This window comes from Pseudomonas sp. EZ-C24 (genome assembly GCF_014525325.1).
Taxonomy (GTDB): Bacteria; Pseudomonadota; Gammaproteobacteria; order Pseudomonadales; family Pseudomonadaceae; genus Aquipseudomonas; species Aquipseudomonas shirazensis.
The window spans coordinates 1-12,775 of sequence record NZ_JACDIU010000012.1; the positions used below are offsets into that span (position 1 = coordinate 1).

General features: G+C 62.5%; 10 protein-coding genes and 1 tRNA gene. All 11 read left to right on the forward strand.

Annotated features, from left to right (window positions below; genetic code table 11):
* Positions 1-244: 244 nt before the first annotated feature.
* The 11 genes from IDM28_RS06810 to IDM28_RS06860 all read left to right on the forward strand — a co-directional run bounded on the left by IDM28_RS06810 (position 245) and on the right by IDM28_RS06860 (position 12,628).
* Positions 245-1,453 carry an aspartate aminotransferase family protein gene (locus IDM28_RS06810; RefSeq protein ID WP_181088168.1) on the forward strand — a complete coding sequence of 403 codons (1,209 nt, stop codon included), beginning with the start codon at positions 245-247 and terminating at the stop codon, positions 1,451-1,453.
* Between the two features lie 139 nt (positions 1,454-1,592).
* Positions 1,593-2,612, forward strand: coding sequence for an arginine/ornithine succinyltransferase subunit alpha (aruF, locus tag IDM28_RS06815; RefSeq protein ID WP_150569802.1), 1,020 nt, complete (start codon positions 1,593-1,595; stop codon positions 2,610-2,612).
* A gap of 78 nt (positions 2,613-2,690) precedes the next feature.
* Positions 2,691-3,719: an arginine N-succinyltransferase gene (astA, locus tag IDM28_RS06820; RefSeq protein WP_101317718.1), complete on the forward strand. Its 1,029-nt coding sequence runs from the start codon at positions 2,691-2,693 to the stop codon at positions 3,717-3,719.
* Positions 3,716-5,182: a succinylglutamate-semialdehyde dehydrogenase gene (astD, locus tag IDM28_RS06825; protein WP_188035604.1), complete on the forward strand. Its 1,467-nt coding sequence runs from the start codon at positions 3,716-3,718 to the stop codon at positions 5,180-5,182. Before astA ends, astD begins: the two co-directional genes overlap by 4 nt.
* Positions 5,183-5,205: 23 nt before the next feature.
* Complete coding sequence (gene astB, locus IDM28_RS06830) at positions 5,206-6,555, forward strand: N-succinylarginine dihydrolase (RefSeq protein ID WP_188035605.1); 1,350 nt, start codon at positions 5,206-5,208, stop codon at positions 6,553-6,555.
* A 15-nt stretch (positions 6,556-6,570) separates the two neighbouring features.
* Positions 6,571-6,867 carry a topoisomerase II gene (locus IDM28_RS06835; protein WP_101317724.1) on the forward strand — a complete coding sequence of 99 codons (297 nt, stop codon included), beginning with the start codon at positions 6,571-6,573 and terminating at the stop codon, positions 6,865-6,867.
* A 10-nt stretch (positions 6,868-6,877) separates the two neighbouring features.
* Complete coding sequence (gene astE, locus IDM28_RS06840; RefSeq protein WP_188035606.1) at positions 6,878-7,885, forward strand: succinylglutamate desuccinylase; 1,008 nt, start codon at positions 6,878-6,880, stop codon at positions 7,883-7,885.
* Positions 7,886-8,165: 280 nt separating this feature from the next.
* Entirely contained in the window at positions 8,166-10,790 is a 2,625-nt protein-coding gene (gene alaS / locus IDM28_RS06845; RefSeq protein WP_188035607.1) for an alanine--tRNA ligase, read from the forward strand.
* 84 nt (positions 10,791-10,874) lie between these two features.
* The gene (locus IDM28_RS06850; RefSeq protein WP_101317730.1) at positions 10,875-12,110 is read left to right on the forward strand and encodes an aspartate kinase; all 1,236 of its coding nucleotides are present in this window, start codon (positions 10,875-10,877) and stop codon (positions 12,108-12,110) included.
* 166 nt (positions 12,111-12,276) lie between these two features.
* Positions 12,277-12,465: a carbon storage regulator CsrA gene (gene csrA / locus IDM28_RS06855; RefSeq protein ID WP_043209419.1), complete on the forward strand. Its 189-nt coding sequence runs from the start codon at positions 12,277-12,279 to the stop codon at positions 12,463-12,465.
* A 72-nt stretch (positions 12,466-12,537) separates the two neighbouring features.
* Positions 12,538-12,628 (forward strand) — tRNA-Ser (locus IDM28_RS06860).
* Positions 12,629-12,775: the final 147 nt, after the last annotated feature.

Consider the following 12,775-nt stretch of genomic DNA (forward strand, 5'->3'; position numbering starts at 1 on the left):
ACGGCCCCAACTATCATGTGAACAACTGTTCTCTCAATTACCCGCCACCTCTCCCCGACAGTTCCTCGCTCCTTTACACTGCGCGATTGCGACAGTGTTTGTCGCATTGCCGAAAACCTCTGTGAAACACGGTTTAGCGCTGTAACAAGTTGTCGCTTGGCCGCAAGGACAGGCGCTGATCAGTCCTTACAATCCCCCCATCGCTCGCCAATCCCAGGCCAGCGTTTCTCTTCAGGAGACTCAGATGTCCGTTGAGCAAGCCCCGGTGCAACGTGCCGATTTCGACCAGGTCATGGTTCCCAACTACGCCCCGGCGGCGTTCATTCCGGTGCGAGGCGAGGGCTCTCGAGTCTGGGACCAGGCGGGCCGCGAACTGATCGACTTTGCCGGCGGCATCGCGGTAAACGCCCTGGGTCATTGCCATCCGGCGCTGGTCAAGGCACTGACCGAGCAGGCCAATACCCTCTGGCATGTATCCAATGTTTTCACCAACGAGCCGGCGTTGCGTCTGGCGCACAAGCTGGTCGACGCGACCTTTGCCGACAAGGCATTTTTCTGCAACTCCGGCGCCGAGGCCAACGAGGCTGCGTTCAAGCTGGCCCGTCGGGTTGCCCATGATCGCTTCGGCCCGGACAAGCACGAAATCATCTCCACCGTGAACAGCTTCCACGGTCGCACCCTGTTTACCGTCAGCGTCGGTGGCCAGCCGAAGTACTCCGACGGCTTCGGCCCGAAGATCACTGGCATCAGTCATGTGCCGTACAACGACCTTGAAGCGCTCAAGGCACAGATCTCCGACAAGACCTGCGCGGTGGTGATCGAGCCGATCCAGGGTGAGAGCGGCGTAGTGCCGGCTGACCTGGCTTACCTGGAAGGTGCGCGCAAGCTGTGTGACGAGCACAACGCGCTGCTGATCTTCGACGAAGTGCAGACCGGGGTCGGCCGTACCGGCCACCTGTATGCCTACCAGCATTACGGCGTGATCCCGGACATCCTCTCCAGCGCCAAGAGCCTGGGCGGCGGCTTCCCGATCGGCGCCATGCTGACCACCGACGACATTGCCAAGCATCTGGTCGCCGGTACTCATGGCACTACCTACGGCGGCAACCCGCTCGGCTGCGCCGTGGCCTGTGCAGTACTGGATGTGATCAACACCCCGCAGACCCTGGCCGCTGTCACTGCCAAGCACGAGCGCTTCAAGGCACGCCTGGAGAAGATCGAGCTGTTCAGCCTCGTCCGCGGTGTCGGCCTGCTGATCGGCTGCGTGTTGACCGATGCCTGGAAAGGCAAGGCCAAGGACGTGCTCAACGCCGCCGAGAAAGAGGGCCTTATGGTGTTGCAGGCTGGCCCGGATGTAGTGCGTTTTGCACCGAGCCTGGTCATCGAGGATGCCGATATCGACGAAGGCCTGGACCGCTTCGAACGCGCGGTAGCCAAGCTGCTGCAAGGCTGACATACAGCGATTCTGTCGCCGCTGTCAGCAGTGCCAGCGGCGACAGCAGAATTCCAGCGCGGGTGCCTTGTCTCAGGCGGGCACCCGCCGTTTTGCCGCACCACGCTGTGCGGCCCGTATTCCCGAAAGGAGTGACACCATGCTGGTAATGCGCCCCGCGCAAATGGCTGACCTGAATGAAGTGCAGCGCATGGCTGCGGACAGCCCGGTTGGTGTCACTTCGCTGCCTGATGACGCTGCGCGTCTGGGCGACAAGATTGCCGCGTCGGAAACCTCGTTTGCCGCCGAGGTCAGCTTCAATGGCGAAGAGAGCTACTTCTTCGTGCTCGAAGACACCAGCACCGGCAAGCTGGCCGGCTGCTCGGCCATCGTCGCCTCGGCGGGCTACTCGGAGCCGTTCTACAGCTTTCGTAACGAGACCTTTGTGCATGCTTCGCGCGAGCTGAAGATCCACAACAAGATCCACGTCCTGTCGCTGTGCCACGACCTCACCGGCAACAGCCTGCTGACCAGCTTCTACGTGCTGCCGGAGCTGGTGGCCAGCGGCTTTGCCGAGCTCAATTCGCGCGGCCGCCTGCTGTTCATGGCCGCCCACCCGGAGCGCTTTGCCGACTCGGTGGTTACCGAGATCGTCGGCTACAGCGACGAGCAGGGCGAGTCGCCGTTCTGGGATTCGATAGGGCGTAACTTCTTCGACCTGAACTATTCCGACGCCGAGCGCCTGTGCGGGCTGAAGAGCCGGACCTTCCTCGCCGAGCTGATGCCGCATTATCCGATCTATGTACCGCTGCTGCCGGACCACGCTCAGGAGGCGATGGGTCAGGTGCATCCGCGGGCGCAGATCACCTTCGACATCCTCATGCGTGAAGGCTTCGAGACCGAGCATTACATCGACATCTTCGACGGTGGCCCGACCCTGCACGCACGTGCCTCGGGGATCCGCTCGATCAGCCAGAGCCGAGTAGTCCCGGTCAAGCTCGACGAGGCCACAGTCAAAGGTGGCCGCTCGTACCTGGTCTGCAATGGCCAGTTGCAGGACTACCGCGCCGTGTTGCTGGAGCTGGACTGGGTGCCGGGCAAGCCGGTCAGCCTGAGTAGTGAAGCGGCCGATGCCCTGGGCGTCGGTGAAGGTGCCAGCGTGCGCCTGGTCGCTGTTTGACCGGCCTGGCCATAGCGCCAGCGCTCGCGACCCGCACCCGTCTTGCGGCCGGCACAGACCGCCGCTCAAGGAGATAGCATGATCGTTCGTCCTGTACGCAGCAGCGATTTACCCGCGCTCATCGAAATGGCGCGCAGCGCCGGTACCACTGGCCTGACTACCCTGCCGGCCAACGAAGAGCGGCTGGCTCAGCGCGTGCGCTGGGCTGAAAAGAGCTTCACCGGTGAGGCCGGGCGGGCCGACACCGATTACCTGTTCGTGCTTGAAAACGACGAAGGCCTGGTGGTCGGCATCAGCGCCATCGCCGGTGCCGTCGGCCTGCGTGAACCCTGGTACAACTACCGGGTCGGCCTGACCGTCAGCGCTTCGCAGGAGCTGAATATCTACCGCGAGATCCCGACCCTGTTCCTGGCCAACGACCTCACTGGCAACTCCGAGCTGTGTTCGTTGTTCCTGCGCAGTGATCACCGCAACGGCCTCAACGGCCGCCTGCTGTCGAAGGCGCGCATGCTGTTCATCGCCGAGTTCCCTGAGCTGTTCGGCAAGAAGGTCATCGCCGAGATGCGCGGGATCTCCGACGCCGCAGGCCGCTCGCCGTTCTGGGAGTCGCTGGGCCGGCACTTCTTCAAGATGGAGTTCAGCCAGGCTGACTATCTGACCGGCGTGGGCAACAAGGCCTTCATCGCCGAATTGATGCCCAAGTTCCCGCTGTACACGTGCTTCCTTTCCGAGGCTGCACGCAGTGTGGTCGGCCGGGTACACACCGACACCGAGCCGGCGCTGGCCATGCTCGAGCGCGAAGGTTTCAACTACCAGGGCTACGTCGACATCTTCGATGCAGGCCCGGCAATCGAATGCGACACGGCGAAGATCCGTGCCGTGCGCGAAAGCCAGAATCTGGTGCTGGCAGTAGGCACTCCAGGCGATGACGCCACGCCGTACCTGATCCACAACCGCAAACGCGAAGACTGCCGCATCACCGCAGCGCCAGCGCGGCTGGCGGCCGGCACGCTGGTGGTCGACGCGCTGACGGCGAAACGCCTGCGCCTGGGCGTGGGTGACCACGTGCGCGCAGTCACCTTGTCCGCCAGTCGGGAGGCGCAGTGATGACGACCCATTACATCGCAGGGCAATGGCAGGCTGGCCAGGGTGAGGCGCTGCAGTCGCTGAACCCAGTCACCCAGGCGCTCGTCTGGGCGGGGCAGGGCGCTGCTGCTGGCCAGGTTGCCGCCGCAGTAAGTGCGGCTCGCGAGGCGTTCCCGGCCTGGGCCCTGCTCAGTCTGGAAGCACGCATCGCGGTGCTGGAAGCCTTCGCCGAGCAGCTCAAGACCCATGCTGACGACCTGGCCCGCTGCATCGGTGAAGAAACCGGTAAACCGTTGTGGGAGTCGGCAACCGAAGTCACCAGCATGGTCAACAAGGTGGCGATCTCGGTGCAGAGCTATCGTGAACGCACTGGTGAAAAAAGCGGCCCGCTTGGCGATGCGACTGCCGTGCTGCGGCACAAGCCCCATGGCGTGGTGGCGGTGTTCGGCCCGTACAACTTCCCTGGCCATTTGCCCAACGGGCATATTGTGCCGGCGCTGCTGGCCGGTAACTGCGTGGTGTTCAAGCCAAGTGAGCTGACCCCGAAAGTGGCCGAGCTGACGGTCAAATGCTGGATCGCGGCGGGTTTGCCTGCGGGTGTGCTCAATCTGGTTCAGGGCGCCCGTGAGACTGGCGTGGCGCTGGCTGCCGATGCTGGTATCGACGGTTTGTTCTTCACCGGCTCCAGCCGCACCGGCAACCTGCTGCACCAGCAATTTGCCGGGCGCCCGGAAAAGATTCTGGCGCTGGAAATGGGTGGCAACAATCCGTTGGTGGTCGATCAGGTCAAGGATCTCGACGCGGCCGTCTATACCATCATTCAGTCGGCGTTCATTTCTGCCGGCCAACGCTGCACCTGCGCGCGTCGCTTGCTGGTGCCCGAGGGCGCCTGGGGTGACAGCCTGCTGGCGCGGCTGGTCGAGGTCTGCCGCAGCATCACGGTTGGCGCCTATGACCTGCAACCCGCGCCGTTCATGGGCTCGGTGATTTCCCTGGCGGCGGCCCAGGCCCTGCTTGATGCTCAGCAAGCGCTGATCGGCAAGGGTGCGCTGGCGCTGCTGGCGATGACTCAGCCGCAAGCAGGTGCGGCGCTGCTGACGCCTGGCATCATCGATGTCACAGGCGTTGCAGAGCGCCCTGATGAAGAGTTCTTCGGGCCATTGCTGCAGGTCATTCGCTACGCCGACTTCGACAGCGCGATCGACCAGGCCAACGCCACCCAATACGGCCTGGCCGCCGGTTTGTTGTCTGACTCGCATGCGCGCTACCAGCACTTCTGGCTGCGTAGCCGCGCCGGTATCGTCAACTGGAACAAACAGCTCACCGGGGCCGCCAGCAGTGCGCCATTCGGTGGCGTCGGCGCCAGCGGCAACCACCGCGCCAGCGCTTACTACGCGGCCGACTACTGCGCTTACCCCGTGGCATCGCTGGAGACCGCCAGCCTCGCCTTGCCGGCGACATTGACGCCGGGCGTCACCCTATAACAAATGGTCTCGGAGCCTTGCCGATGAAATCCTATGAAGTGAATTTTGATGGCCTGGTAGGGCCGACCCACAATTACGGCGGCCTGTCGTACGGCAACGTGGCCTCGCAGAGCAACAGCCAGCAGTGCTCCAACCCGCGCGAAGCGGCGCGTCAGGGCCTGGCCAAGATGAAGGCGCTGAGCGACATGGGCTTCAAGCAGGGCGTACTCGCCCCGCAGGAGCGCCCGGACGTTGCTGCCCTGCGCCGGCTCGGCTTCAGCGGCAGTGACGCCGAGGTGATCCGTCGCGCTGCCCAGGAGGCCATGCCCTTGCTGGTTGCCAGTTGCTCGGCTTCGAGCATGTGGGTGGCCAACGCGGCAACGGTCAGCCCGAGCGCCGACACTGCCGATGGTCGCGTGCATTTCACTGCCGCCAACCTCAACTGCAAGTATCACCGCAGCATCGAGCATCCGACCACCAGCCGCGTGCTGGCGGCGATGTTCGCCGATGAGCAGGTATTCGCCCACCACCAGGCGCTGCCGGCGGTGGCCCAGTTTGGTGACGAAGGCGCGGCCAACCACACGCGCTTCTGTCGCAGCTATGGCGAGCCCGGCGTAGAGTTTTTTGTGTACGGCCGCAGTGCCTTCGACAGCCGCTACCCGGCGCCGCAGAAGTACCCGGCACGCCAGACCCTGGAAGCTTCGCAGGCCGTCGCTCGCTTGCACGGCCTCAGTGCTGATGGGGTGGTCTACGCTCAACAGAATCCAGCGGTGATCGACCAGGGCGTGTTCCATAACGACGTTATTTCAGTAGGTAACGGCGAAGTGCTGTTCTACCACGAGGATGCCTTCCTCGAGACTGATACGGTGCTTGCCCAGCTGCAGGCTAAACTGGCCGGCAAGGGTGGCAAGTTCCAGGGCATCTGCGTGCCACGGGCGGCGGTGGCAGTGGAGGACGCGGTACGTTCCTACCTGTTCAACAGCCAACTGCTGTCACGCGAAGACAGCTCGATGCTGCTGGTGGTGCCGGAAGAGTGCCGCAACAACCCGCGCGTCTGGGACTACCTGAGCCAGTTGACCAGCCAGGGTGGCCCGGTCAAGGAGGTCAAGGTGTTCGATCTCAAGCAGAGCATGCAGAACGGCGGCGGCCCGGCGTGCCTGCGTCTGCGCGTGGCCTTGAAAGAATCCGAGCTGGCGGCGGTCAATCCAGGGGTTATCATGTCGGCGCCGCTGTACGACAGCCTGATCCAGTGGGTCGATCGGCACTATCGCGATCGCATGACCGACAGCGACCTGGCCGACCCGCAACTGCTCACCGAATGCCGTACGGCCCTGGATGACCTGACCCAACTGCTCAAGCTGGGCTCGGTCTATCCGTTCCAACGCCAACCCTGAAGAGAGAATTACGTAATGTCTGACGCCCTGCGCCTGATCCTGGAAGACGATGATGGCACCCAACTGGAAACCTCCTGCACGCGCTTTGCCGTGCTCTGGCAGGGCAAGGAAGTCTGGATTCAGCAGGACGGCCGCGGCCAGCTGCTGATCGGTGTGGATGTCGCTGAAGGCGATGCCGAGTTCGCCAACCTGCTGCTGCGCCCGATGGCCACCAACCTGGTCAGCCTGCAGCTGGAGATGGAGCCGGCTGAGCTGGGCGACGACGATGAGGATGGCCACGTGCACGGCCCGGATTGCGGTCACCACCACTAAGGATGTGCCTATGCTCGCCCTCGGCAAACTGCTTGACCTGACGCTTGGCGGCCGTGAGCCGGGCGAGAAGACTCAATCGACATCAGCAGGTCTGCGCCTGCGTTGGCTGGGGGAGGGCGCGCTGGAAGTGACGCCGCCGAAGGTGGACGACGGCACCTTGCACCTGCTGCTGTCGGCGGGTATTCACGGTAACGAGACCGCGCCGATCGAGTTGCTCGATCAATTGCTGCAGGGCATCGCCAGGGGCGAGATCGTGCCGCAGGCGCGGGTCCTGTTCCTGTTTGGCAGCCCAATGGCGATGCGTGCAGGCCAGCGTTACCTTGAGCAGGACCTGAACCGCTTGTTCAACGGTCGGCACGAATCGTCGAGCGGTTTCGAAGCGCTGCGTGCTGCCGAGCTGGAGCAGTACGCCCGCACGTTCTTCAGCGTGGCTGGGCGCAATCGACTGCACTACGACCTGCACACCGCGATCCGCGGCTCGAAGATCGAGCAGTTTGCCCTGTACCCGTACAAGGACGGCCGCCAGCATTCGCGCCGCGAGTTGGCGCGCCTGAGCCAGGCCGGGATGCAGGCGGTGTTGCTGCAGAGCAAGACCTCGATCACCTTCAGTGCCTTCACCTACGAACAGCTCGAAGCCGAGGCGTTTACCCTGGAACTGGGCAAGGCGCGCCCGTTCGGGCAGAACGAAGAGGTCAACCTTGATCGTTTGCACAAGCGCCTGGTGCAGATCATCGAAGGCAAGGAGCCGGCGGTCGACAACAGTTTCGACGGCCTGCAACTGTTCAGCGTGGCCCGCGAAATCATCAAGCACAGCGACCACTTCCACCTGCACCTGCCGGATGACATCGAAAATTTCTCCGAACTGAGCAAGGGCTATCTGCTGGCCGAAGATCTGGCTGAAACTCGCTGGATCGTCGAGGAGGAGGGCGCGCGGATCATTTTTCCCAACCCCAAGGTGCGCAACGGCCTGCGTGCGGGCATTCTGATCGTGCCCGATTCGGGCCAGCGCCTGAGCTGATCCGTACCATTTGTCGCAGGCTGCGCGCTGCGCGGCCAGCCTCGAGCGGCGCATCCTGGCTGATTTTCCCTGCCCCAGCGGTAATTGGCTTGCCAGCGGCCAAACCCTCGCCTTAGCATCCACTTCAAGTTTTTAGCCGTGCTGACCTGAAATTGCCCGCAAACGACCTTTCAGGGCGCATAAACACACTGCATCCAGCTTGCAGGACCGATATAATGCGGCCCTTTGCCGTCGTTTCGACGTGTTTGCCTTAACGGCCGCCGTTTCCGTGGAAGAACCTATGAAAAGCGCAGAAATCCGTGAAGCCTTCCTTCGCTTCTTCGAGGAGCAGGGCCACACCCGTGTTGCCTCCAGCTCCCTGATCCCGGGCAACGACCCGACCCTGCTGTTCACCAATGCCGGCATGAACCAGTTCAAGGACTGCTTCCTCGGCCAGGAAAAGCGCGCCTACACCCGCGCCGCCAGCAGCCAGAAGTGCGTCCGCGCCGGCGGCAAGCACAACGACCTGGAAAACGTCGGTTACACCGCGCGTCACCACACCTTCTTCGAAATGCTGGGCAACTTCAGCTTCGGCGACTACTTCAAGCGTGACGCGATCACCTATGCCTGGACCTTCCTGACTTCGCCGCAGTGGCTGAACCTGCCCCAGGAAAAACTATGGGTCACGGTCTACGCCAGCGATGACGAAGCCTACGACATCTGGACCAAGGAAATCGGCGTGCCGGCAGAGCGCATGGTGCGCATTGGCGACAACAAAGGCGCGCCTTACGCTTCGGACAACTTCTGGACCATGGGCGACACCGGCCCATGCGGCCCGTGCACCGAGATCTTCTTTGACCACGGCGCCGATATCTGGGGTGGCCCACCCGGCTCGCCAGAAGAAGACGGCGACCGCTACATCGAGATCTGGAACAACGTCTTCATGCAGTTCAACCGCACCGCCGATGGCGTCCTGCACCCGCTGCCAGCGCCGTCGGTGGATACCGGCATGGGCCTGGAGCGGATCAGTGCGGTGATGCAGCATGTGCACTCGAACTACGAGATCGACCTGTTCCAGAACCTGCTGGTAGCCGCAGCCCAGGCCATCGGTTGCAGCAACGACGGCCAGCCTTCGCTGAAAGTCGTCGCCGACCATATTCGTTCGTGCGGCTTCCTCATCGCCGATGGCGTGCTGCCGTCCAACGAAGGCCGCGGCTACGTGCTGCGCCGGATCATTCGCCGCGCTTGCCGTCACGGCAACAAACTCGGTGCCAAGGGCAGCTTCTTCTACCAGATCGTCGCTGCGCTGGTCGCCGAGATGGGCCAGGCCTTCCCTGAGCTGAGCAGCCAGCAGGCGCACATCGAGCGCGTCCTCAAGAGCGAAGAAGAGCAGTTCGCCAAGACCCTCGAGCAGGGCCTGCGCATCCTCGAGCAGGACCTGGCCCAGCTGCAGGGCACTACCGTCCCGGGTGACGTGGTGTTCAAGCTGTATGACACCTATGGCTTCCCGATGGACCTGACCGCCGACATCGCCCGTGAGCGCGAGCTGACCATCGACGAAGCCGGTTTCGAGCGCGAGATGGAAGCCCAGCGCGAGCGCGCCCGCTCCGCCAGTGCCTTCGGCATGGACTACAACAGCCTGGTCAAGGTCGATGTTGCCACCGAGTTCCTCGGCTACCAGGCAACCACGGCCCAGGCCAAGGTCGTCGCGCTGTACAAGGACGGCCAAGCCGTCGAGCAGCTGCATGAAGGCGACGAAGGCGTGGTGGTGCTTGATCGCACGCCGTTCTACGCCGAGTCCGGCGGCCAGATTGGCGATGCCGGCTACCTGCAGGCCGCCGACGTGCGCTTTGATGTGCGTGATACCACCAAGACTGCCGGTGCTTTCCTGCACCACGGTGTAGTCGCCACTGGCGCGCTGCGCGTAGGCGCCGAAGTTGAAGCGCAGGTGGATGCCGAAGTGCAGCACGCCACCTCGCTGAACCACTCCGCGACTCACCTGCTGCACGCGGCGCTGCGCCAGGTGCTCGGCGATCACGTCCAGCAGAAAGGCTCGCTGGTCGACAGCCAGCGCCTGCGCTTTGACTTCAGCCACTTCGAGGCGGTCAAGCCAGAGCAGCTCAAGGCGCTGGAAGACATCGTCAACCGCGAAGTGCGCAAGAACTCCGAGGTGCAAACCGAAGAGACCGACATCGAAACCGCCAAGCGCAAAGGTGCAATGGCATTGTTCGGCGAAAAATACGGCGACAGCGTGCGCGTGTTGAGCATGGGCGGTGATTTTTCGGTGGAGCTGTGCGGTGGTATCCATGCCAAGCGCACCGGCGACATCAGCCTGTTCAAGATCATCAGCGAAGGCGGCGTGGCTTCTGGCGTGCGCCGTATCGAAGCGATCACCGGGGCTGCGGCACTGGCTTACCTGAACGCTGCTGAAGAGCAGGTCAAGGAAGCTGCGCAATTGGTCAAGGGTAACCGTGACAACCTGATCGACAAGCTGGCGGCGGTGCTCGAGCGCAACCGTCAGCTGGAAAAACAGCTTGAACAGCTGCAGGCCAAGGCCGCCAGCGCTGCCGGAGATGATCTCTCCAACACAGCCGTTGAGGTCAAAGGCGCCAAGGTTCTCGCCGCTCGCCTTGACGGGCAGGATGGCAAGGCTCTGCTGGCGCTGGTCGATCAACTGAAGAACAAGCTCGGCCACGCAGTGATCCTGCTGGGCAGTGAGCATGAGGGCAAGGTCGTGCTGGTGGCTGGCGTGACCAAAGACCTCTCCGGCCAACTCAAGGCCGGCGATCTGATGAAGCAGGCCGCTGCGGCGGTTGGCGGTAAAGGCGGTGGTCGTCCGGACATGGCCCAGGGTGGCGGCGTCGACGTCGCTGCACTGGACAGTGCCCTGGCCCTGGCTGTGCCGTTCGCCGAACAGCGGCTTTGAGATGAAACGGCCCGCTAGTGATAGCGGGCCGTTTCAGGTTGGATTGTTTATTGGGTGCCCATCACGGGCAGAGGCAGCTTTGAAATGGCGTTGATCGTACAGAAATTTGGCGGCACCTCTGTCGGATCCATCGAGCGGATCGAGCAGGTTGCCGACAAGGTCAAGAAATTCCGCGAGGCAGGCGATGACCTGGTCGTGGTCCTGTCGGCCATGAGCGGGGAGACCAACCGCTTGCTGGACCTGGCCAAGCAGATTAGCGACAAGCCGGTTCCGCGTGAGCTGGACGTGATCGTGTCGACTGGCGAGCAGGTGACCATTGCCCTGCTGGCCATGGCCTTGATCAAGCGTGGCGTGCCGGCGGTGTCCTACACCGGCAACCAGGTGCGCATTCTCACCGACAGCGCGCACAACAAGGCGCGCATCCTGCAGATCGACGACCAGAAGATTCGTGCCGACCTCAAGGCTGGCCGTGTGGTTGTCGTGGCGGGCTTCCAGGGCGTCGACGAGAACGGCAGCATCACCACCCTCGGTCGTGGCGGTTCGGACACCACTGGTGTGGCCCTGGCGGCCGCGCTGAAGGCTGACGAGTGCCAGATCTACACCGACGTCGATGGTGTCTACACCACCGACCCGCGGGTGGTACCGCAAGCGCGCCGTCTGGAGAAGATCACCTTCGAAGAGATGCTGGAAATGGCCAGCCTCGGTTCCAAGGTGCTGCAGATCCGCTCTGTCGAATTCGCTGGCAAGTACAACGTTCCGTTGCGCGTGCTGCACAGTTTCAAGGAGGGTCCAGGTACCCTCATTACCATTGATGAAGAGGAATCCATGGAACAGCCGATCATTTCCGGTATCGCCTTCAACCGTGATGAAGCCAAGCTGACCATTCGTGGCGTGCCGGATACCCCAGGCGTTGCCTTCAAGATCCTCGGCCCGATCAGCGCTTCGAACATCGAAGTCGACATGATCGTGCAGAACGTTGCCCACGATAACACCACCGATTTCACCTTCACTGTGCACCGCAACGAGTACGAAGCGGCGCACAAGGTGTTGGAAAACACTGCGCGCGAGATCGGCGCCCGTGAAGTGATCGGCGATACCAAGATTGCCAAGGTATCGATCGTCGGCGTCGGCATGCGCTCGCACGCCGGCGTTGCCAGCCGCATGTTCGAAGCGCTGGCCAAGGAGACCATCAACATCCAGATGATCTCCACGTCCGAGATCAAGGTTTCGGTGGTCATTGAAGAGAAGTACCTCGAGCTGGCCGTGCGCGCCCTGCACACCGCCTTCGAGCTGGATGCGCCTGCCCGCCAAGGCGAGTAACGCGTAGTCAGGAGGAGGGCGCGGCTTGCCGCGCCCTTCGCGTTTCCGGCCGCCGGATGGGCCCTGTCCTGTCCTCTCTGGCGGCCACACACGCTGACTGTGCGTCCCGCAGCCAGCGCGCTACCTCAGACTGTTGTCCCTGATTGAACTGCGTAAGGAGAAAGCTATGTTGATTCTGACTCGTCGGTGCGCCGAGAGCCTGATCATTGGTGACGGTGAGATCACCGTTACGGTCCTGGGTGTCAAAGGCAACCAGGTACGAATTGGCGTTAGCGCGCCCAAGGAAGTCGCGGTTCACCGCGAAGAAATCTACCTGCGAATCAAGAAAGAGAAGGACGAAGAACCAACCCTTTAATTTTTATCAGATTTTTTTTAAAAAAGGGTTTGCAAACGGGGAGGGCTCTGGTTATAGTACGCCCCGTGTTGCGGTGAGGTGGCCGAGTGGCCGAAGGCGCTCCCCTGCTAAGGGAGTATACCTCATAAGGGTATCGGGGGTTCGAATCCCCCCTTCACCGCCATTATTCGCTTAGGGCGCTTCAACTGGCCAAGATTACTAAGTCGTTGAAATTAAACGAAAAAGTACTTGGCAAATCGGTAAAGCGATCTATAATGCGCGGCAAGACATGGACTCATAGCTCAGCTGGATAGAGTACTCGGCTACGAAC